Genomic DNA, 21165 nt, shown 5'->3' on the forward strand with positions numbered 1-21165 from the left:
CTAGAAGTCGCCGGCCTGCCTGCGCAACGTCTCGATGGCCGAGGCAAGCGCGGCCGACTCTCCTTCGGAGATCCCGATGTCGGCGAACACCTCGTCGTTCAGCGTCGCCGTCGCATCCTCCACCGTCGATCGACCCAGCTCGGTCAGCCGGACCAGGGTGGTACGACCGTCGGTGGGATGCGGCATCCGTTCCACCAGGCCGTCACCCTCCAACCGGCGGATGGCGTGCGTGACGCTGGTGACGTGGACCTGCAGTCGGTCGGACGCCTTGGTGATGGGCAGGGCGCCGCTGCCGCTGAACGCCAGCAGCCGCAGCAGCTCGTAGCGCGAGAAACTCAGGCCGTAGGGACGCAGCGCCGCCTCGACGCGAGCCAGCAGAATTTGGTGGGCGCGCATGACCGACGTGACGGCGACCATGCCGTCGGCGACCGCACCCCAGCCGGCGCGCTCCCAGTTAGCGCGGGCCAGCGCAATGGGGTCACGCTCCGCTGGGTTCGAAGACACGCTCATTCATACCGCACCGGCGGGCCGAACCTATGTCGGGCGTTCGAGCAGGACCTGTCCGGAGTCGACGGAGACCAACTGCACCGACGCGATCTGCTCCTTGGGCATCGGGGTGTTACCGCTGGGCAGCGCGGTGGCACCGGGCAGACCGAGCCACGTCGCCACCTGAGTCCGGCTGCCGTCACGCCCGACGACCACCATGCCGAGGTTGCTCGGCGACGCGTCCGACCCGCCAGACCATTGGCCGTAGGTGCAGGCCATGTCGACTCTGGTTCCCCACGCGAAGCTGCTCAGCCCGACGGTCGCGCTGAACGGCGTCGGCGCGAGCTTGTTCATCTCCAGCTGCGCGACGGCTTGGTCGGTGTCGCCGCTGCGCAGACCCATCAGCTCGGGTCGGACGGCGACCACCAGTCCTACCGCCAGCAGAGCCGCCGCCAAGGCGACCGACGCCGTCGTCAGCCATCGGGCGCGACGCCTGCGCCACCGCACCTTGTCCAGGACCGAGGTCAGCACCTCGGGCCGCAGCGGTGGTGGCTCGGGCTGGTCGCCGTCGAGGCCTCGGACGTCACCCTCGCTGAGGAGGCCGAGGAGGGCAGGCATGCCGCTGAGCTCGGCGACGGCGGAACGGCACCGGTCACACGTCTGCAGGTGCGTCTCGAACTCGCGGCGCTCGGTGCTCGACAGCGCACCAAGCACGTAGGCCGCGTCCCAGGTCGAGTAGCCGTCCCCGTCGACCGCGTCGAGACCGTGGCCCCCACTGGAGTAGGTCATCGCGTCACCCCCATCTCCTGCAAGTTGAGCCGAAGTGCGCGCACCGCGTAGTGCAACCGGGACTTGACCGTGCCCTCGGCGATGTTCAGGTCCGCCGCAGTCTGCGCAACGCTCCATCCCTGGTAGTACGCGCGCTGGATTACCGCGCGGTGGTCTTCGGAGAGCTGGCTGAGCGCCGTGCCGAGGAGCAGTTTGTCCAGCGCGCTGTCGACCTCGTCGGGCCCGGCATGGTCGGCGACCGCCTCCACGTCGGGGGTGCCGGCCTCGTGGCGGAACCTGGCGCTTCGTCGCTCGTCGATGATGAGGTTGCGGGCGACGGTGAACAGCCAGGCCCGTGCCGAGCGCTCCACGTCGTCGGTGACCTCGGGATGACGCCAGGCCCGTAGCAGCGTTTCCTGGACGACGTCCTCGGCGCGAGATTGGTCGCCAGTGAGCCGCAACGCATACCGCCACAGCGCGGCCGCGTGCTCGTCGTAGAGCACGCGCATCATCGCTGCCTCCGGATCATCCATGTGCAACCTCCGACAGTTACACGTCGCCGACGCCCGTTGGGTTCACCTCAGAGTGTGAGGACGCGGGGCCCGTCGTCGGTGGCGGCCACGGTGTGCTCCCAGTGCGCCGCGCGGGTGCCGTCGGCGGTGACGACGGTCCACTCGTCTTCCAGCACGATGGTCTTGGTGGTGCCGAGGGTCAGCATCGGCTCGATGGCCAGCACGGAACCGGCGACGAGGTGGGGGCCGCGGCCGGGTGAGCCCTCGTTGGGCAGGAACGGGTCCATGTGCATGCTTCTGCCGATGGCGTGCCCGCCGTAGCCCTCGACGATGCCGTACTTGCGGTCGTGGCGGGCCTCGGCGGCGTGCGTACCGACCTCGATGGCGTGTGAGACGTCGCTGAGCCGGTTGCCGGGGACCATGGCGGCGATTCCCGCCTCCATGGCCGAGCGGGTGGCCTCGGAGAGCGCTTCGTCGGCCGGGACGAGCGGGCCGACGCCGAAGGTGACCGCCGAGTCGCCGTGCCAGTCATCGAGGATGGCGCCGCAGTCGATGGACACCAGGTCGCCGGCGGCGAGTACTTCCGTCGCCGACGGGATGCCGTGGACGACACGGTCGTTGACCGACGAGCAGATGCTCCCCGGGAAGCCGTGGTAACCGAGGAACGACGGGATGCCGCCGCCGTCGCGGATGACCGATTCGGCGATGACGTCGAGGTCGAGGGTGGAGACGCCCGGTTGGGCGGCCTGCCGGACGGCCAGAAGCGCCTTGGCAACGAGAGCTCCCGCGGCGGCCATGGAGTCCAGTTCACCCGCGGTGCGATGCGGAACGGCCTTGCGGCCACGCAGGCTGGGCAGTCCGATCATCGGTCTACTTGCCGAGTGCGCGCAGCGCGCGGGCGAACACCTCGTCGAGATCGCCGACGGCGTCGACGGTCTTGAGTTCGTCGGAATAGTAGTCCAGCAGCGGTGCCGTCTCGTCCCGGTAGACGTTCATCCGGTTGAGGATGACCTCTTCGGTGTCGTCGGCGCGTCCCCGGCTCTTCAGCCGCTTGAGCAGCTCGTCCTCGGAGACCCGGAACTCCAGCACCGCGTCGAGCTGCAGGTTGCGCTTGGCCAGCATGTCGCGCAGCGCCTCGGCCTGCTCCACCGAGCGGGGGAAGCCGTCGAGGATGAACCCGTCGGCGACGTCCTCGTCGTCGAGCCGGTCGTCGACCAGTGCGTTGGTGAGGGTGGCGGGGACCAGGTCGCCTGCGTCGAGGTACTTCTTGGCCTCGAGGCCAAGCGGCGTGCCGGTACTGATGTTGTGCCGGAACAGATCGCCGGTGGAGACCTGCGGGATGCCCAACTTCTCGACGAGCTTCTGGGCCTGCGTTCCCTTGCCTGCGCCAGGCGGTCCGAGCAACACGATTCTCACTTGAGGAACCCTTCGTAATTGCGCTGCATCAGCTGGCTCTCGATCTGTTTGACGGTGTCCAGTCCGACACCGATCATGATGAGAACCGCGGTGCCGCCAAACGGCAGGTTCTGCACGCTTCCGGTGTTGCCGATCTCCAAGAACAAGTTGGGCAGAACGGCGATCACACCGAGGTAGATCGAGCCGGGCAGGGTGATTCGGCTCAAAACGTATCTCAGATAGTCCGCCGTTGGCTTGCCAGGTCGAATCCCAGGGATGAAGCCACCGAACTTCTTCATCTCGTCGGCGCGTTCGTCGGGGTTGAACGTGATCGACACGTAGAAGTACGTGAAGAAGACGATCAAGCCGAAGTAGATCGCGATGTACACCGGACTGGCGGGGTTGGTCAGGTAGTCCGCGACGAACTTGTCCCACCACCCGGTGCCGGGGTTGGCGCTGCCACTCTGCACCAGCTGGGTGATCAGGTGCGGGATGTAGATCAGCGACGACGCGAAGATGACGGGGATGACGCCGGCCTGGTTGACCTTCAACGGCAGGTAGGTCGACGTGCCGCCGTACATGCGGCGTCCCACCATGCGCTTGGCGTACTGCACGGGGATGCGTCGTTGGCCCTGCTCGACGAACACGACGCCCACGATGATGATCAGGGCGGCGATGCAGACCATGGTGAAGACGGTCGGTCCGCGGCCGTCGAGGATCATCTTGCCCTCGGACGGGATCCGAGCGGCGATGCCGGCGAAGATCAGCAGCGACATGCCGTTGCCGATGCCACGCTCGGTGACCAGCTCGCCCATCCACATGACCAGCGACGCGCCTGCGGTGAGCACCAGCACGATGACGACCAGGGTGAAGATCGACGAGTTGGAGATGATGTCGAGGGTGCAGCCCTGCAGCAGTCCACCGTTGGCGGCCAGCGCGACGATCGAGGTGCCCTGCAGCAGCGCCAGTGCCACCGCGAGGTAGCGGGTGTACTGCGTCATCTTGGCCTGGCCGGATTGGCCTTCCTTGCGCAGTTGCTCGAACCGCGGGATGACCACGGTCAGCAGCTGCACGATGATGCTGGCCGTGATGTAGGGCATCACGCCGACCGCGAATACGGAGAGTTGGAGCAGCGCGCCGCCGGAGAACAGGTTGATCAGCGAATAGATCTGCGCCGAGTCACCGCCCTGGACCTGCTGGATGCACTGCTGCACGTTGGGGTAGTTCACGCCAGGAGACGGCAGCGTGGCACCGACCCGGTAGAGGATGACGATGCCGAGGGTGAAGAGAATCTTCCGTCGGAGGTCGGCCGTCCGCAGTGACGAGATGAAAGCCGAAAGCACTCTTCCTCCTGCGCAGCCGGACAGAGTCGCGGCGTGCCGATGGGGCTGGTCCAACCAGCGCGTTATGGGTAAGTCCTGTGCGATCCGTCAGCCGGTGCGCAGGCGTGCCTGCAGCCAGCGCAATCGCGCGTTGGAACAGTCTACGAGGGTAACAGTTGCCGCCGGTCGGACCCTCATCCGATCGGCGTGAACGCGGCCTGATGGGCGCTTCAGCTTCAGAGCGTACAGTCGCCAACGTCTCGTTACATCAGCTAACTAATAGTTGGAGGCACGGATGACCCATCCCGACACGAAGCGCTTCGACGGCGACGAGTGGGACCTCGCGTCCAGCGTCGGCGCGACGGCCACGATGGTCGCGGCCGGCCGCGCCCTGGCCTCGCGCGAAACCGACCCCCTCGTCGACGACCCCTACGCCGCTCCCCTGGTTCGCGCCGTCGGCATCGAGTTCTTCGTCAAGCTGGTCGACGGCACCCTGGCCCTCGACGAAGAATCCGAGGGCGCAGGCCGGATGCTGGCCGACGTCATGGGGGTCAGGACGCGGTTCTTCGACGACTTCTTCATGGATTCCGCCGGGGCCGGGGTGCGGCAGGCGGTGATTCTGGCGTCGGGTCTCGACTCGAGGGCCTATCGGCTGCCGTGGCCGGCGGGCACGACGGTGTTCGAGATCGACCAACCCGCGGTGCTTGGCGCCAAGTCCGCGGCGATGGCCGACCTCGGCGCCACCCCCACCGCCGACCGCCGTGCCGTCGCGGTCGACCTGCGCGACGACTGGCCGTCGGCGCTCGCGGCGGCCGGGTTCGACGCGACGGCGCCGACGGCGTGGAGCGCCGAGGGCCTTCTCGTCTACCTCCCGCCCGACGCGCAGGACCGCCTCTTCGACGACATCACCGCGGTATCGGCACCCGGCAGTCGCCTCGCCACCGAGTACCACCCGGACGGCGGCGCAGCGCTCGGCGGCCGCGCAGGCGCACTGGCCGACCAGTGGCGGACCCACGGCTTCGACGTGAACATCGCCGACCTGACCTACGTCGGCGAGCGCACGCCCGTCGTCGACTACCTGACCGCGAAGGGCTGGAGTGTGTCGGCCCGCCCCCGACCCGACGTGTTCGCCGACTACGGCCGGGAGTTCCCCGACTCCGAGGCACTCGCGGCCCTGCGCAATTCCCTATCCGTCATCGCCACCCTCGAAGGAGACATTTCATGACACGCACCGCTGACGACAGCTGGGACCTGGCCTCGAGTGTCGGCGCCACCGCCACCGCGGTGGCCGCCACCCGCGCCACGGCGTCACAGGGTCCCGACGCGCTTCTCGACGACCCGTGGGCCGATCCGCTGGTGCGCGCCGTCGGCATGGAGATGTTCGTCAAGGTCGTCGACGGCGAGTCGCTCGCCGACGACGACGATCCGCTGCTGAACCGGCGGGCGATGAACGAGCAGATGGCCGTCCGGACCCGGTTCTTCGACGACTTCTTCCTCGACGCCGCTCGAGCCGGGGTGCGGCAGGCCGTGATCCTCGCCTCGGGTCTCGACACCAGGGCCTACCGCCTGTCGTGGCCCGCGGGGACCGTCGTCTACGAGATCGACCAACCGGAGGTCATCGAATTCAAGACCCGCACGCTGGCCGACCTCGGTGCCGAACCCACCGCGCAACGCCGCACCGTGGCCGTCGACCTTCGCAACGACTGGGCGAAGGCCTTGAAGGAGCAGGGTTTCGATCCCGCCGCCCCGACGGCGTGGAGCGCGGAGGGTCTCTTGGTCTACCTGCCGCCGGAGGCGCAGGACCGGTTGTTCGACGACATCACCGCGCTGTCGGCACCCGGCAGTCGGATCGCGACCGAGCACATGGACCTGAGTTCGATTCCCGGCGATTGGGCCGAGAAGCTCACCGAGCGCACCAAGCGGTTGGGATCCGAGATCGACCTTGCCGAGTTGTTCTACACCGGTGAGCGCAACAGTGCCGCCGACTACCTGGCGAAGCAGGGGTGGCGCAACACCATCCTCCCGACCGCGGACGCTTACGCCGCCAACGGTTTCCAACTTCCCGACGACGAGCTCGCCACGTTCGGCGGCAACTCCGGCTACCTGACGTCGACACTGGCATAGCGACAAGAGGAGAGACATCATGGCGAGAACTGACGGCGACAGCTGGGACCTGGCCTCCAGCGTCGGGGCCACCGCGACGATGGTCGCCGCACAACGCGCGCTTGGTCACCGCGAGAAGCTGATCGACGACCCCTACGCCGAACCGCTGGTGCGGGCGGTCGGCGTCGACCTGTTCACCAGGATGCTCGACGGTGACGTCGACTTCACCGCCGTCGACCCGGCCTTCACCCCCCGTCGGGCGGCCGAGGGCATGGCGGTTCGCACGCGATTCTTCGACGAGGTGTTCCTAGACGGGGCCGCCGCCGGGGTACGGCAGGCCGTGATCCTCGCCGCCGGTCTCGACGCGCGTGGCTACCGACTGCCGTGGCCGGACGGCACGGTGGTCTACGAGGTCGACCAACCCGAGGTCGTCGAGTTCAAGCAGAGGACGCTGCAGGGGATCGGCGCAAAGCCGACGGCCACCCACCGAACCGTGTCCGTCGACCTGCGGGAGGATTGGCCGAAGGCGTTGACCGACAGCGGTTTCGACCCCACCCAGCCGACCTCCTGGAGCGCGGAGGGGCTGCTGATCTACCTTCCCCCCCAAGCGCAGGATGCGTTGTTCGACACCATCACCGCCCTGTCGGCACCGGGAAGCCGTCTCGCCACCGAGCACGTTCCCGACCTGACCGCGTTCACCGACGAGCGCTCTCAGCACCTCAGGGATCGGCTGAAGCAGCTGGGTTCCGACATCGAGATGGCCGACCTGGTCTATCAGGGCAAGCGGAACAACCCCGTCGACTACCTCCGCGAACGCGGGTGGGAGGTCACGGCGTTGCCCAACCAAGAGGCCTACGCCGCCAACGACTTCGAGTTCCCCGACGACGAGATGTCCAAGATCATGGGCGATCTGAGCTACGTCAGGGCGGTGTTCACGGGCTGAGGCCGAGGGATCAGAAGCGCTGGTCCCCCAACCACAGCGCGTTGACCCCGGTCAGCGATCGCTCGGCCTGCGTCAGCAGAACGGCTGCCGACCGTCCGACGAGCGCGCCGAACGCATCCGGCAACGACGCCGCGGCGGGCTGCGACGACGGCTTGGGGCGAAGCGCATCCATCAGCGACGAGCCGGGAAGTCGGACGACCTTGACCTCGGTGTCGGCGTCGAAGCCGGCGAGCACCTTGGCGCGGTCGACCGCCGTGCGGAGCCCGCCGAGTTCGTCGACCAGGCCACGGTCCAAGGCGTCGGCCCCGGTCCACACCCGCCCGCGGGCGACGGCGTCCACCTCCTCGACGGTCATTCCCCGACCGTCGGCGACGCGCTGCACGAAGTCGGTGTAGAACAGGTCGGCTTCGGCCTCGACGTGGGCGTGCTGCTCGTCGGTGAACGGTGCGTTGACCGACCAGGCGTCGGCATTTCTGTTGGTGCGCACCGAATCCGAGCCGATGCCGAGACGGTCCTTGAGATCACGGGCCACCAGCTTCCCGGTGACCACACCGATCGAACCGGTGAGCGTGCCCGCGTTGGCGACGATCGCGTCAGCTGCCATCGACACGTAGTAGCCACCCGAGGCGGCGACGGCACCCATCGACGCCACGATCGGCTTGCCTGCGTCGCGCAGCCGAACCACCTCGCGCCAAATGGTTTCCGAGCCGGTGACGGAGCCGCCAGGGCTGTCGACCCGCAGCACCACGGCGGTCACGTCGTCGTCGGCGCCCGCCTCGCGCAGCGCCGCCGCGATCGTGTCGCCGCCGGCGCTCGAGGTTCCCATCGGCGACAACGTGCGACCGCCACGGCCGCTGACGATCGGACCGGCCAGCGTCACCACGGCGATGGTCGGCTTGGACTTGCGGCCGGGCAGCGACGGCACCGAGCTCGCACCGGCCGCGCGGGCGTAGCGCGACAGGTACAGCCGGGCCGGGGCGTCTGGATCGTCCGGCGAAACACTTGGTGCACCGGCGAGTTCGATGATGCGGGCGTACGCCTCGTCGCGGAAGCCGATGCGGTCGACGAGACGCCCGGTGACCGCGTCGTCGCGCAGCAGCGGCGCCTTGTCGGCCAGCGCGTCGAGGCCGGCGACGTCGACGTGCCGGGACGCGGCCACCGCCGTCAGCACCTGGTCGTGCAGGCTTTGAATCAGCCTGCCGTCGGCTTCCCGGTGGGCGTCGGTGTAGTTCTCCTGGGTGAACATGTTGGCGGCGGACTTGTATTCGCCGCGGGCGACGAATTGCGCTTGGATGCCGGCCTTTTCGAGCGCTTCACGGAGGAAGAGCGCGTTGGTCGCGAACCCGACCAAACCGACGGTGCCCGACGGTTGCATCCAGACCTCGCGGAACGCCGACGCCAGGTAGTACGACATCATGCCCGGGTAGGTCTCGGCCCACGCGAGCGACGGTTTGACGTCACTGAATTCGACGATGGCCTCGCGCAGCTCCTGCACCGGACCCGGTGCGCCTGCGGGCAACTGGACGCGGGCGATCAGCGCCGAGACCCGGTGGTCCTTGGCCGCGCGGCGGATGGCGTCGACCGCCTCGCGCAGCAGCAGTGGTTTGCCGTTGCCGCTGAGCATGGCGAAGGGGTCGAAGCCGCCCGTCTCCTGCGGCACCGTCTGCAGATCCAGTTCCAGCACGCAGCCGCTGGGCACCCCGTGGTGGCGCGCGGTGTCGACCTTGCGGACGATCGCGCGTAGTTCGTCGGTACCTGGGACGTCTGACAGGAAGCTGAGCATGCAGACGAGCCTACCGACGGACTGAGCGTGCCCCCGAAAACGCAAGAAGCCCCCGCCGAAGCGGGGGCTCTTGCGTCGTGGGACTACAGCTCGGTGACCGAGCCGCCTGCGGCGCTGATCTTCTCGCGCGCGCTGCCACTGAACTTGTGAGCGGTCAGGTCGACCTTCACGGTCAGCTTGCCGTCACCGAGGATCTTCACCAGGCTGTTCTTGCGAACCGCACCAGCGGCGACCAGTTCGTCGACGCCGACGGTGCCGCCGTTGGGGAAGAGCCGGTTGACGTCACCGACGTTGATCACTTCGTACTCCGTGCGGAACCGGTTCTTGAAGCCCTTGAGCTTCGGCAGCCGCATGTGGATGGGCATCTGGCCACCCTCGAACGTCACGGGAACGTTCTTGCGTGCCTTCGTACCCTTGGTGCCACGGCCCGAGGTCTTACCCTTGGAGCCCTCACCGCGACCGACGCGGGTCCTGGCGGTCTTCGACCCGGGCGCTGGGCGCAGGTCGTGCAACTTGATGGTCATTACGCCTCCTCGACGGTGACGAGGTGGTTGACGACGGCGAGCAGGCCACGCGTCTGAGCGTTGTCCTCGCGGACGACGGTCTGACGGATCTTGCGAAGTCCGAGACTCCGCAGGCTCTCCTTCTGCCTCCAGCGCGCACCGACGGTGCCTCGCACCTGGGTGATCTTCAGTTCAGCCATGACTATGCCGATCCTTCACGCGCTGCCGCGGCGGCCAGCGCTTCGCTTTCACGTCGCGCCTTGAGCATGCTCGGCGGGGCGACGTCCTCGATCGAGAGGCCACGACGTGCGGCGACCTCTTCGGGGCGCTGGATCATCTTCAGCGCGGCAACGGTGGCGTGAACCACGTTGATCGCGTTGTCGCTGCCCAGCGACTTGGCCAGGATGTCGTGCACGCCTGCGCATTCCAGCACCGCGCGGCATGCGCCACCGGCGATGACGCCGGTACCTGCACTGGCGGGACGCAGCATGACGACACCAGCGGCCGCCTCACCCTGGACGGGGTGGACGATGGTGCCACCGATCAGCGGAACGCGGAAGAAGCTCTTACGGGCCTCTTCGACGCCCTTGGCGATCGCGGCGGGAACTTCCTTGGCCTTGCCGTAGCCGACACCGACCATGCCGTTGCCGTCACCGACGATGACCAGGGCGGTGAAGCTGAAGCGTCGACCACCCTTGACCACCTTGGAGACGCGGTTGATGGCGACGACGCGCTCGAGGAAGTTGCTCTTCTCTCCGCCGTCGCGGCCGCCACGCCCACCGCGGTCGTCACGACGACCGCGTCCGTCACGGTCGCCACCGCCGCCGCCCCGTGGGGGTCGGCTACCGGTCGTTCCGGCGCCGGTTCCGGTTCCTGCTGTTGGCTGATCGGCCATCAGGCAGTCCTTCCGTTTCGAGTCTTCATCAGAATTTCAGTCCGCTCTCGCGGGCGGCGTCAGCCAGCGCGGCGATGCGTCCGCCGTAGGTGTAGCCGCCGCGGTCGAAGACCACGGTGTCCACTCCTGCGGCCTTGGCGCGCTCCGCGATCAGCTGTCCGACGCGCACGCTGTGGGCCTTCTTGTCACCCTCGACCGCACGCACGTCGGCCTCGATGGACGACGCGGCCGCCAGCGTGGTGCCGGACTGGTCGTCCACCAACTGCACGTGGATGTGGCGTGAGGAACGGTTGACCATCAGGCGCGGACGCTCGGGAGTGCCCGCGACCTTCTTGCGCAGCCGGGTGTGGCGACGCAGCCGGGAAATCCGACGGGTCTCGGAGACGCTCTGTCCCAACGGCTTCCGCTTGGGAGCTGCCGTATCAGTTTTCGTGTTGGCCATGGCTTACTTACCCGTCTTTCCGACCTTGCGGCGGATCTGCTCGCCTTCGTAGCGAACGCCCTTGCCCTTGTACGGGTCCGGGCGACGCAGGCGGCGAATGTTCGCCGAAATCTGGCCGACTTGCTGCTTGTCGATGCCGGTGATCGAGAACTTGGTGGGCGTCTCCACCGCGAACGTGATGCCCTCGGGGGCCTCGATGATGACCGGGTGGCTGTAGCCCAGCGCGAACTCGAGGGTCTTGCCCTTGAGTGCGACGCGGTAACCAACACCGAAGATCTCCATCTTCGTGGTGTAGCCCTCGGTCACACCGGTGACCAGGTTGGCGACCAGCGTCCGCGAGAGACCGTGCAGCGAACGGCTGCGACGCTCGTCGTCGGGACGGGTGACGACGATGGCACCGTCGTCACCGCGGTCGACCGTGATCGGCTCGGAGATGTCCAGCGTCAGGGTGCCCTTGGGTCCCTTGACGGAGACGTTCCGTCCGTTGATCGTGACGTCGACCCCGGATGGAACCGGGACCGGCTGCTTTCCAATGCGTGACATGTCTTCTTCCCCTACCAGACGTAGGCGAGGACTTCGCCGCCCACGCCTTGTCGAGCTGCCTGACGGTCGGTCAGCAGACCCGAGGACGTGGAGATGATCGCCACGCCGAGGCCACCGAGAACGCGGGGCAAGTTGGTTGACTTCGCGTACACGCGCAGGCCGGGCTTGGAGACCCGCTTGAGGCCCGCAATGCTGCGTTCGCGACTTGGTCCGTACTTGAGTTGCACCACGAGCGCCTTGCCAACCCGAGCATCCTCGGTGTGGAAGTCGGTGATGTAGCCCTGCTCCTTGAGGATCTCGGCAATGTGCACCTTGATCTTCGAGTGAGGCAGAGTCACCTCGTCGTGGTACGCCGAATTGGCGTTGCGCAGACGTGTCAAGAAGTCTGCGATCGGGTCCGTCATGGTCATGACAGCCAGCTCACCTTCCTCGCGACGGTTCCCGCCGGGTTGAAAACCCTTGGGGGCCTACCGCGTGCTTTCCTAGATTTGATTGGGGGGTTACCAGCTGGACTTCTGGACACCGGGCAATTCGCCGGCGTGCGCCATCTCCCGAAGGCAGATGCGGCACAGGCCGAACTTGCGGTAGACCGCGTGCGGACGTCCACACTTGTTGCAACGCGTGTAACCGCGCACCTTGAACTTTGGCTTCTTGTTGGCCTTGTTGACCAGCGCCTTCTTTGCCATCTGCTCAGTTCTCCTTGAACGGGAAGCCCAGCGCACGCAGCAGCGCCCGGCCTTCGTCGTCGTTGGTCGCCGACGTGACGACGGTGATGTCCATGCCGCGCGGACGATCGATGCTGTCCACGTCGATCTCGTGGAACACCGACTGCTCGGTCAGACCGAAGGTGTAGTTGCCGCTGCCGTCGAACTGCTTGGGCGACAGGCCGCGGAAGTCGCGGATACGCGGGAGGCTGATCGAGACCAGCCGGTCGAGGAACTCCCACATGCGGTCGCCGCGCAGCGTCACGCGGGCGCCGATGGGCATTCCCTCGCGAAGCTTGAACTGGGCGATGGACTTGCGGGCCTTGCGGATCTCGGGCTTCTGGCCGGTGATCAGCTGCAGGTCGGTGACCGCGCCGTTGATCAGCTTCGCGTCGCGGGCGGCGTCGCCGACACCCATGTTGACGATGACCTTGACCACGCCGGGGATCTGCATGACGTTGTCGTAGGCGAACTGCTCGTTGAGCGCGCCCTTGATTTCGTCGCGGTAGCGCTGCTTGAGGCGAGGAAGCGTCTTTTCTGCGGTTTCAGTCGTAGTCATGCTCAGATGTCCTTGCCGTTCTTCTTCGACACCCGGACGTTCTTGCCGGTCTCTTCGTCACGGCGGTAGCCGATCCGGGTGGGGTTGCCGTCGGAGTCGACCACCATCACGTTGGACACGTGGATCGGGGCCTCCTGCGTGACGATGCCGCCCGAGGACGCGCCACGCTCGTTCTGGGACACCGCGGTGTGCTTCTTGATCCGGTTCACGCCTTCGACGAGGACCTTCTCGCGCGACGGGTAGGCGACGAGGACCTTGCCCTTGGCGCCCTTGTCCTTGCCAGCGACGACCAGGACGGTGTCACCCTTGTGCACCTTCATTTACAGCACCTCCGGAGCCAGCGAGACGATCTTCATGAAGCGCTTCTCGCGCAGCTCGCGGCCGACCGGCCCGAAGATGCGGGTTCCGCGCGGGTCGTTGTCGGGCTTGATGATGACGGCGGCGTTCTCGTCGAACTTGATGTAGCTCCCGTCGGCACGCCGGCGCTCCTTGACGGTGCGCACGATGACGGCCTTGACGACCTCACCCTTCTTGACGTTGCCACCGGGGATGGCGTCCTTGACGGTCGCCACGATGACATCGCCGATTCCGGCGTAACGCCTACCCGAGCCACCGAGTACGCGAATGCACAAGATCTCCTTGGCGCCCGTGTTGTCGGCGATCTTGAGCCGCGATTCCTGCTGAATCACTAGATCTCCTCGAATCGATTGCACGACGAACAGCACGAAACTGCTCGACATGCGCGGTCTTCGTTGCCGAAGGGCACGCAGGGTTTCCGCTCACTTTCGAAAGCGACCACCGAGGTCTGCCCAGGGCAACCCCTACATAGTAGGGGCGCAGGGGCAACGAACCAAATCGCTGCTCGAAACGGTTCTCGGCGGGCCCTCAGGGAAGGGTGATCGGGAAGTCCGCGGTCAGCGTCTCAGCCGCCGCGTCGAACGCCGGCGACGTCTCCGATGCGGCGACGTGAACGGCGATCAGGTAATCACCGTCGTTGGTCCAGACGTGCACGATGCGGTCGTCGTAGACCTGCTTGCCTGCCGGTCCGCCGGAGAGCACACCCCTGAGCCGCTGGCCGCTGTAGCCGCAGATTTCCGCGGGGAGCACGCTGACGCTGCTGATGGGGGCCTGGTCGGAGACGTCGTCGGTGTACTTCTCGAAGGCGGCGGTGGGGTCGAGTGCGGTCTTGGCGACAGTGACGGCGCCGGTCATGCCATCGGGTCCGCTCAGCGTCAGACCGGTGGCCGACGGCGCGGCGGTCCAGCCCGCGGGCATCGCGACGACGATCCTCGGGGCGGACGGGTCGTCGACCTCGGCCGTGGCGGGCGCCCCCGGTGTCGCGGTCGGCAGGCAGACCAGGGCGTTCGGCGGGACGGTGTCGGGCAGGGTGGTCGTCACGCCCATCGCCGGCATCTCCTCGGTGGTGGCCGGGCTGGTGGCCGGGCTGGTGATCGTGGTCATGGCGGCCTGCTGGGATGAGGTGGGGCTTGCCACCGGGTGACCGGCGCTGGTCTCGGTGCAGCCGCCCGTCACTCCGACGGTGACGACCGCGGCTGCCAGCACCAGAACTCGCATCGGGACAGTATGTGCCGATCAGGCGTCGGCCACGCAGCGAAATCCGATGTGAACGGTGGCGCTGTCCTGTGATTGCGACGACCTTGCGGCGGGCCGATAGCGGTGGCAGTACTCCGGTGCGCACAGGTGGGACCCACCCTTGAGCGTCTGGTTCACGCTCGGGTCGGGTTCGTGGGAGGGCGTGCAACACCCCTTCGCCGACGCTGCTGCTCCTTGCCGGTGCTCATCCCCCGGTCGCTCCGCTCCTGCCCGCCGGTGCCGCATCGTGTACCTCGTCGACGTCCACTCCCACACGTTGCCGATCATGTCGACCAGCCCGAAGCCGTTGGGCGGAAACTTCCCGACCGGCGAGGTGCCGAACCATCCGTTGGCGCCGTCGTTGCGGTACGGGAAGCGGCCCTGCCAGGTATTGGCCATCAACTCGCCGTTCGGTGCGACGTCCTCTCCCCAGGGGTACGTCGTCGACGCGCCGCCGCGAGCCGCGTACTCCCATTCGGCCTCGGTCGGCAGGCGACGCCCCGCCCATCGGGCATAGGCGGCGGCGTCGGAGTAGGAGATCTGCACGACGGGATGGTCGAGCCGATCGTCGACCGTGCTGCCCAACCCCTCGGGGTGTCGCCACGACGCGGCCGGAGCCCAGTCCCACCACTGCCGCCAATCCCCCAGGTTGACGGGTCCGGAGGTCGGTCGGAAGACCAGCGCGCCTGGTACGAGGTCCGCTTCGGCCACCCCGGGATAGGCCTCCGGGTCCAGTGGGCGTTCGGCGACCGTGACGTATCCGGTGTCGTCGACGAATCGGGCGTACTGCGCGTTGGTCACGGGGTGCCGTTCGAACGCCAGGGCGCCGACGGTCGCCGTGTGGGTGGGAGTCTCCTCGGGGTAGAAGGCCGTCGACCCCATCTCGAACGCTCCGCCCGGCAGCTCGATCAGCTCCGTCAGCATGTCGTTCAGGGTAGGCCTGGCCTCAGTCCTTGGAGAACGCCTGCGCCAGTTCTCGTTCCACGTCCCGGTACGGCGTGCCGGTGACGTCGACGACGACCTTGGCGATGGTCCCACCGGTGAAGGGGAACGGCGCCTGGTACGCCCGCGAGACCGCCTGGCCTGGGTTGCGGCCGACTGCCACTCCCCCGCCTGCCAGGCCGAACATGCCCGGGTGCGTGCGGACTGCCGCCATGGTGGCGACCGTCTGGTCGTCGACGAACAGCGAGACGTCGCCGAGCGGGGTGTGGCTGCCCTCCACCGTGCCCGACCTCTGGTAGCTGACGCCAAACACGTGGCTGCCCAAGGGAATCTGGTCGGGCGATGACACCAGTTGCTCGTCTTCGCCCATGAAGTTGTAGACGTACTGCAGGCGGCCGTCCGCGACGAACAGCACGTGCCCGCCGTGGCCTGCCCCGTGTTTGAAGAGCACGCCCGCCGCATCCGCGGTGTCGACCGTGACCTCGACGAGGGCCGAGAACGACTGGCCGCGGAGCTCGACGGCCGCGCCGATGCCGACTTCGGCGGTGCCCGGGTAGTAGGTGAACGTCTTGCGGCCTTCGGAGAGGTACGGTCGCCAGCCGCTCAGGGTTTCGATCAAGCCGAGGTCGGCCAACGGGAGCCCGTTGTACTTGGCGGCCTCGGCGAACCACAGCGCCTTGAGCTCCTCGAGTTTGTCGGGATGCTCGGCTGCCAGGTCGTGGCACTGGCTGCGGTCCGCCTCGATGTGGAAGAGCTCCCAGCGGTCCTGGTCGAAGTGCGACCACCCCGACGGGCTGGCGGCGTGCACGGTGTTGGCGAACCAGCCGTCGTGCCAGATGCCCCGGGTGCCCAGCATCGTGTAGAACTGCGTGGTCTTGCCGGTGTCGGCACTCGAATCGGCAAGGGCGGCCTTGAAACTCACGCCGTCGAGCGGTTTCTGCGCGATTCCGCGAACCTGCTCGGGCGGGGCGATGTCCAGCAGGTCGTAGATCGTGGGGGTGACGTCGCAGACGTTGACGTAGTGGTCGCGGACTTCGCCGTGGGCGTCGATTCCGTTGGGCCAGGAGATGATTGCGGTGTCGGCGATGCCACCCTCGTGGGAGGCGTAGCGCTTGAACAACTTGTACGGCGTGTTGAACGCCATCGCCCACCCGATCGGGTAGTGGTTGTACGTCTCGGGGCTGCCCAGCTGGTCGTAGAACCGCAGGCTTTCCTCGGCGGTGTCGACGTAGCCGTTGAAGAACTTGACCTCGTTGACCGATCCGTTGGGGCCGCCTTCACCGCTGGCGCCGTTGTCGGAGATGACCACGATGATCGTGTTGTCGAGCTGACCCGATTCCTCGAGGTAGTCGAGCACCCGGCCGATTTGAGCGTCGGTGTAGGACAGGAAGCCGGCGAATACTTCGGCCATCCGGCTGAACAGCCGCTTCTCGTCGTCGTTGAGGGTGTCCCACGGCCGGACGGTGTCCTGGTAGGGCCAGGCTTCGCCGTTGGGCCCCTTGACGTCGAGATACGGGTTGACGGGCGACAACTCGGTTTCTTGCGGCACGATGCCGAGGCGCTTCTGATTCTCCAGGACGATGTCGCGGTAGGCCTCGTACCCCATGTCGAAGCGACCGGCGTACTTGTCGGCCCACTCCTTGAAGACGTGGTGCGGCGCGTGGCCGGCGCCGGGGCACAGGTAGCTGAACCACGGCTTGTCGGGGGCGATCACCTTGGCGTCGCGAATGAACTCGACGGTCTTGTCGGCCAAGTCCTTCGAGAGGTGGTAGCCGTCTTCGGGAGTGGCTGGCGGGGCGACGGGATGGTTGTCGTACACCAGCTCCGGGTACCACTGGTCGGTCTCGCCGCCCATGAACCCGTAGAAGCGTTCGAACCCACGACTCAACGGCCAATGCCGTTTGGTGGCAGCAAGATTGGACTCCTCGAGCGGGGTCAGGTGCCACTTGCCGACGCAGTAGGTGTTGTAACCCCGTTCCGCGAGCACTTCCGAGAGCAACGCGGTGTCCTCGGGTATCCGCCCGTTGCAATTGGGAAAGCCGTTGGTGAATTCCTCGACGGTCGCCATTCCGACGGTGGTGGCGTTGCGGCCGGTGAGCAGCGAGGCCCTCGTCGGCGAGCACAGTGCGGTGGTGTGAAACTGCGACAGGCGCACTCCCCGTTCCGCGATGCGACTCATCGCGGGCATCTCGACGAGTCCACCGAAACAGTCCCACGTCGCGATGCCGGTGTCGTCCCACACCAGATAGAGAACGTTGGGGGCTCCCGGCGGCGCCGTGGGAGCTTGGTAGGGACCCCAGTCCGGCTCGGAGTCGCGGATGTCCAGCTCGATCTTCCCGTTGAACTCCGTCATCGCGCCCCATCCAGGTCGGTGCATCGCCTCGTCTCGACGATCGCCAGGAGAGTACACCCGGCGCCGACCACGGGCCCGACATATTGACGACAGTGCCAGTTGGGCGCGCCGCCCGTCCTGCCGGCGTCGCAGACCGCGTCGCGCGACGGGGCCTCGCGCTAGCGCGAATTGCCCTCGGGTGGCTTGCCGTAGCCGCGCCGCCGCTTGGCCTTGGTCGCGTACATCGCCGCGTCCGCGTCGCGCAGGATCTCGATGGCGGTGCGCTCGTCCTCCGGTGCCACCAGGGTGACCCCGATGCTGGCCTGGGCCCGGATGGTCGCCGCCCCGAGCCTCATCGGTTGGTCGAGATTGCGCTCCAGTCGGGCGACGTACGAGGCGAGTTCGGCGGCGCTGACGTCACCTGCGACGAGGGTGACGAACTCGTCCCCGCCGAGCCGGCCGACGACGTCGTTGGGTCCGACGGATGCACGAAGGCACCGTGCGACGCTTTGAAGCAGCTCGTCACCACAGTCGTGACCGAGCGAGTCGTTGATGGCCTTGAGGTTGTCGAGGTCGATGAACTGGACCGCGCCGAGCCGGTGTTCGCCTTGCGCGCGAAGCGAATCGGCGATCTGGTTGAGGATTGCGGCCCGGTTGGGCAGGCCGGTGAGGGCGTCGTGGGTGGCGCGGTAGGTGAGCCGTTCCCGCGCCACCTGCTCGGCGGTGATGTCGGAGAACGACACCAGGATGGCGGTGACGTGGCGCTCGTCGCTGTCGAGCGGTCGGCAGCTCACCCGCAGCCACGTCCTCCGACCGTCGGGGCGGTCTATTCCGATGATCGAGCCGTGAAACGGTCGTCCGGTCCGGACGGTCTGCACGACGGGGTGGTCCTGCGGGTCGATGGGACGACGGCTCACGTCGTACATGGGGATTCGCTGAACCGCCCGTCCGTCACCCTCGACGAGCGCCGCGGCAGGCACCCCGAGGATCCGCTCCGCAGCCGGGTTGACCGACGTGACGCGGCCCGACCCGTCGACGACCAGGATGCCCTCGTCGAGGGAGTTGACGATCCTGCGCAGAAGGCGTTCCACTCCATGGGATTTGGTCTCGTCGGTGCACACCAGGACGTAACCGCTGTCGAGGGCCGACACGGACACTCGAACGATGACCGGTTGACCGTCAGCCGTGCGGTGGGTGGAGAGCACCGTGCCGCCGCCCTCGACGACGGCCGCGAGGTCGAACGTCGCGCCGACGGCGTCTCCGATCGGCATGGCCAGCGCACTGGACGCGGGACGCTGGTAGACGATTTCGGCGGCCCGATTCCACTTGGTCACCAGGCCGGTCACCGTCGTCGCGATGATTGCGACGTTCACCCTGTCGACCAACATCGCCTGGTACCGCAGACTCCGCTGCGCGGTGCGGACGAACGTCAGGTCCCGCAGCGTGACGTGATATGCGGGTGCCCCCTCCCACGTCGCCAGGGTGGTGACCGCCTCGACGTCGAGAGTCGTGCCGTCGAGACGCAACAGCACTCCCTCCGACGCCCTGGTGACGTCGCCGTCGTGACGCAGCGCCGCCATCCGCGTGAGCACCGACTCGATCGAGTCGGAGTGGATGAATTCGGTGAGCGGCTGCCCGAGCACCTGGTCGGCGTACTGGGCTCCCACCCACCGCACCACCGTCTGGTTGGCATAGACCACACGACCGTCCCGGTGCACGACGATGCCGTCGGGACTCTTGTCGACCAGGCGGCGAAACGATGCGTCGGTGACGTGGCCGCGCACCTTGGCGGTGCGACCGTTACGACGGGTCGCTCCGTCGTAGTCGTCGGTGAGGTCGGGGTTCGCCATCGCGATCAGGTGTCCGGATGACCATGACGTCGCAGGGGTGGACGCACTACCGGATCCGATTCAAGAGGGCCGACGCCACCGCGGTGACGACGGCACGATCGTGGGTGATGACGAAGTCGAACTCACGGTCCTCGTCGCATGCCGCGGCTTGGCCGCCGCGCTCGCGTGCGACCAGTGCGGCGGCGACGTGTGGACCTAGCGTCACCACCACCCACTGTGAACTCAGCGCATCGGAAGCGTCGTGCCTGACGACGCGAATCTCGGATGGCCGGTCCGGGGTGAAGTTGGCGCCGAAGACGGCCACCAGTGGGCTGGCCGCAGCGAGCGCTGCGTAGCGGCGCCGGGTGGGCAGTCCGAAGTTCGCACCGTTCTGGAGGGCGGTCAAGACCATCGGGGTGTCCCTGCTGTGGAGCGCCTGCTCCTCCAGATACCGCGAGATCGCCCACAGCGTCGGCTTTCGCGCCGTCCGCATCGCCGGGTCGCCTGCCACCGCGTCGAACGGACTGTGGAACGACGTATGCGCACGCGCCCGGAGTGCGGGCGACGAGCAGATTGTCGTCGGGGCGTACGGCAGCAGCGGACTCGGCCTGCCGAACAGGAAACCCTGCCCAAGGGTTGCGCCCCATGCCATTGCCTGCTCGAGGTGCTCGTCGGTTTCGATGCCCTCGGCGACGATCAGCGCTCCCCGGCGCTCTCGGTGGGCCATGATGGCGGCGCCGGTCTTCGCAGTGTCGGCGCTCGCGGGATCCTGAATCAGCTTGTTGGCCAGCTTGATGACCTCGGGGGACACGATGTCCAAGAGCGCCAACGACTCTGGGTTGTCACCTACGTCGTCGAGCGCGATCGCGATGCCGTCGGCGCGCAGCGCCGCGACCTTTCGAAGCAGTGTCGGAAGGTGTTTGAGCAGGTTGCGCTCGGTGAGCTCGAAGAACAACGAGAACTTCTCGTGTCCGCGCCGGACGAACTCGCTGTCGGCCCGACCGGTGTAGTCGCTCGCCGGCTCGGAGTTCACGCCGAGAAGCGCACCCTCGCTCAAACCGCCACGCAGGGCGGCGTCAATCGATCTGTCGATGCAGACACGGTCGAGCTCGGTGACCTGCCGCGTGGCGGCGGCGTGGGCGAAGACATCTTGCGGGCCGAGATGAGGCTGCCCGGGCCAGCGCGCCAGAGCCTCGAATCCGACGGTCGAACCCGAGGGCAGCGAGACGATGGGCTGAAAGAACGGCGCCACGCCTTCGCCGGTCACGGCGTCGTCGAGGTCGGACTGGTCACCGTCGAGGTCCCACTGGACTCCGTTGCCCCCCACCACCGACCCGCCTTCCTCGACATCGGACGTCACGGTGCCTGGATTCTGTGTGGAGCTAATCTCCCGACGCTACGCCAAGGGCATCATAGCGGTCGGAGTAGACATCGCGCGTAATGCACGGCCGGTTGCCTATCCTGGGATCAAGCGATGTCAAGCAGCTACGACACCACAGTGTCTCGACATG

At 67.3% G+C, this 21165-nt stretch carries 25 protein-coding genes; 3 read left to right on the forward strand and 22 right to left on the reverse strand.

Annotated elements, in window-relative coordinates; genetic code table 11:
• From B1790_RS24525 to secY, 6 genes are read right to left on the reverse strand one after another with little or no spacing between them, the layout of a single operon-like run.
• The gene (locus B1790_RS24525) at nucleotides 1-504 is read right to left on the reverse strand and encodes a MarR family transcriptional regulator (RefSeq protein ID WP_233165300.1); all 504 of its coding nucleotides are present in this window, start codon (nucleotides 502-504) and stop codon (nucleotides 1-3) included.
• Between the two features lie 30 nt (nucleotides 505-534).
• Nucleotides 535-1275 carry an anti-sigma factor gene (locus B1790_RS24530; protein WP_079925883.1) on the reverse strand — a complete coding sequence of 247 codons (741 nt, stop codon included), beginning with the start codon at nucleotides 1273-1275 and terminating at the stop codon, nucleotides 535-537.
• The gene (locus tag B1790_RS24535; RefSeq protein ID WP_079925884.1) at nucleotides 1272-1787 is read right to left on the reverse strand and encodes a sigma-70 family RNA polymerase sigma factor; all 516 of its coding nucleotides are present in this window, start codon (nucleotides 1785-1787) and stop codon (nucleotides 1272-1274) included. The genes B1790_RS24530 and B1790_RS24535 overlap by 4 nt, the downstream gene beginning before the upstream one ends.
• A gap of 47 nt (nucleotides 1788-1834) precedes the next feature.
• Nucleotides 1835-2632, reverse strand: coding sequence for a type I methionyl aminopeptidase (gene map, locus B1790_RS24540; protein ID WP_079925885.1), 798 nt, complete (start codon nucleotides 2630-2632; stop codon nucleotides 1835-1837).
• A gap of 4 nt (nucleotides 2633-2636) precedes the next feature.
• Nucleotides 2637-3182, reverse strand: coding sequence for an adenylate kinase (locus B1790_RS24545; RefSeq protein ID WP_079925886.1), 546 nt, complete (start codon nucleotides 3180-3182; stop codon nucleotides 2637-2639).
• Complete coding sequence (secY, locus tag B1790_RS24550; protein ID WP_079925887.1) at nucleotides 3179-4504, reverse strand: preprotein translocase subunit SecY; 1326 nt, start codon at nucleotides 4502-4504, stop codon at nucleotides 3179-3181. Before secY ends, B1790_RS24545 begins: the two co-directional genes overlap by 4 nt.
• A gap of 274 nt (nucleotides 4505-4778) precedes the next feature.
• Here secY and B1790_RS24555 point away from each other — a divergent pair, with 274 nt between their 5' ends.
• Genes B1790_RS24555 through B1790_RS24565 form a run of 3 tightly spaced genes read left to right on the forward strand, consistent with a single transcriptional unit; the run spans nucleotide 4779 to nucleotide 7529 of the window.
• Nucleotides 4779-5708 carry a class I SAM-dependent methyltransferase gene (locus tag B1790_RS24555; protein WP_079925888.1) on the forward strand — a complete coding sequence of 310 codons (930 nt, stop codon included), beginning with the start codon at nucleotides 4779-4781 and terminating at the stop codon, nucleotides 5706-5708.
• Nucleotides 5705-6607 (forward strand): class I SAM-dependent methyltransferase, encoded by a 903-nt coding sequence (locus tag B1790_RS24560; RefSeq protein ID WP_079925889.1) that lies wholly within the window; start codon nucleotides 5705-5707, stop codon nucleotides 6605-6607. The genes B1790_RS24555 and B1790_RS24560 overlap by 4 nt, the downstream gene beginning before the upstream one ends.
• A gap of 19 nt (nucleotides 6608-6626) precedes the next feature.
• A complete protein-coding gene (locus B1790_RS24565; RefSeq protein WP_079925890.1) occupies nucleotides 6627-7529 on the forward strand; it encodes a class I SAM-dependent methyltransferase in 903 nt (300 codons plus the stop codon).
• A gap of 10 nt (nucleotides 7530-7539) precedes the next feature.
• Here the strand turns inward: B1790_RS24565 and sppA are convergent, their stop codons facing one another.
• From sppA to B1790_RS24645, 16 genes are all read right to left on the reverse strand, one after another.
• Nucleotides 7540-9312 carry a signal peptide peptidase SppA gene (gene sppA, locus B1790_RS24570; protein WP_079925891.1) on the reverse strand — a complete coding sequence of 591 codons (1773 nt, stop codon included), beginning with the start codon at nucleotides 9310-9312 and terminating at the stop codon, nucleotides 7540-7542.
• A gap of 83 nt (nucleotides 9313-9395) precedes the next feature.
• A complete protein-coding gene (rplO, locus tag B1790_RS24575) occupies nucleotides 9396-9836 on the reverse strand; it encodes a 50S ribosomal protein L15 (RefSeq protein ID WP_079925892.1) in 441 nt (146 codons plus the stop codon).
• Nucleotides 9836-10015 (reverse strand): 50S ribosomal protein L30, encoded by a 180-nt coding sequence (rpmD, locus tag B1790_RS24580; RefSeq protein ID WP_056557186.1) that lies wholly within the window; start codon nucleotides 10013-10015, stop codon nucleotides 9836-9838. Before rpmD ends, rplO begins: the two co-directional genes overlap by 1 nt.
• A gap of 2 nt (nucleotides 10016-10017) precedes the next feature.
• On the reverse strand, nucleotides 10018-10710 hold the full coding sequence (rpsE, locus tag B1790_RS24585; RefSeq protein WP_079925893.1) for a 30S ribosomal protein S5: 693 nt from the start codon (nucleotides 10708-10710) through the stop codon (nucleotides 10018-10020).
• Between the two features lie 28 nt (nucleotides 10711-10738).
• Nucleotides 10739-11107 (reverse strand): 50S ribosomal protein L18, encoded by a 369-nt coding sequence (rplR, locus tag B1790_RS24590; RefSeq protein ID WP_198952114.1) that lies wholly within the window; start codon nucleotides 11105-11107, stop codon nucleotides 10739-10741.
• Nucleotides 11108-11155: 48 nt separating this feature from the next.
• Nucleotides 11156-11695, reverse strand: a complete 540-nt coding sequence (rplF, locus tag B1790_RS24595; protein ID WP_079925895.1) for a 50S ribosomal protein L6 — start codon at nucleotides 11693-11695, stop codon at nucleotides 11156-11158.
• An 11-nt stretch (nucleotides 11696-11706) separates the two neighbouring features.
• Nucleotides 11707-12105: a 30S ribosomal protein S8 gene (rpsH, locus tag B1790_RS24600; RefSeq protein ID WP_056557199.1), complete on the reverse strand. Its 399-nt coding sequence runs from the start codon at nucleotides 12103-12105 to the stop codon at nucleotides 11707-11709.
• 90 nt (nucleotides 12106-12195) lie between these two features.
• The gene (locus B1790_RS24605) at nucleotides 12196-12381 is read right to left on the reverse strand and encodes a type Z 30S ribosomal protein S14 (RefSeq protein WP_079925896.1); all 186 of its coding nucleotides are present in this window, start codon (nucleotides 12379-12381) and stop codon (nucleotides 12196-12198) included.
• A gap of 4 nt (nucleotides 12382-12385) precedes the next feature.
• The gene (gene rplE, locus B1790_RS24610; protein WP_079925897.1) at nucleotides 12386-12958 is read right to left on the reverse strand and encodes a 50S ribosomal protein L5; all 573 of its coding nucleotides are present in this window, start codon (nucleotides 12956-12958) and stop codon (nucleotides 12386-12388) included.
• A 2-nt stretch (nucleotides 12959-12960) separates the two neighbouring features.
• A complete protein-coding gene (rplX, locus tag B1790_RS24615) occupies nucleotides 12961-13278 on the reverse strand; it encodes a 50S ribosomal protein L24 (RefSeq protein ID WP_079925898.1) in 318 nt (105 codons plus the stop codon).
• Nucleotides 13279-13647 carry a 50S ribosomal protein L14 gene (gene rplN, locus B1790_RS24620; protein ID WP_056557578.1) on the reverse strand — a complete coding sequence of 123 codons (369 nt, stop codon included), beginning with the start codon at nucleotides 13645-13647 and terminating at the stop codon, nucleotides 13279-13281.
• Nucleotides 13648-13843: 196 nt separating this feature from the next.
• Entirely contained in the window at nucleotides 13844-14533 is a 690-nt protein-coding gene (locus B1790_RS24625; RefSeq protein WP_079925899.1) for a hypothetical protein, read from the reverse strand.
• Nucleotides 14534-14551: 18 nt separating this feature from the next.
• Entirely contained in the window at nucleotides 14552-15475 is a 924-nt protein-coding gene (locus tag B1790_RS24630) for a formylglycine-generating enzyme family protein (RefSeq protein ID WP_079925900.1), read from the reverse strand.
• Between the two features lie 22 nt (nucleotides 15476-15497).
• Nucleotides 15498-17870, reverse strand: a complete 2373-nt coding sequence (locus B1790_RS24635; RefSeq protein ID WP_369832420.1) for an arylsulfatase — start codon at nucleotides 17868-17870, stop codon at nucleotides 15498-15500.
• A 134-nt stretch (nucleotides 17871-18004) separates the two neighbouring features.
• A complete protein-coding gene (locus tag B1790_RS24640; RefSeq protein ID WP_079925902.1) occupies nucleotides 18005-19675 on the reverse strand; it encodes a diguanylate cyclase domain-containing protein in 1671 nt (556 codons plus the stop codon).
• Nucleotides 19676-19721: 46 nt separating this feature from the next.
• The gene (locus tag B1790_RS24645) at nucleotides 19722-21014 is read right to left on the reverse strand and encodes an EAL domain-containing protein (RefSeq protein WP_079925903.1); all 1293 of its coding nucleotides are present in this window, start codon (nucleotides 21012-21014) and stop codon (nucleotides 19722-19724) included.
• Nucleotides 21015-21165: the final 151 nt, after the last annotated feature.

Source organism: Mycobacterium sp. AT1 (assembly GCF_002043095.1).
Classification (GTDB): domain Bacteria; phylum Actinomycetota; class Actinomycetes; order Mycobacteriales; family Mycobacteriaceae; genus Mycobacterium.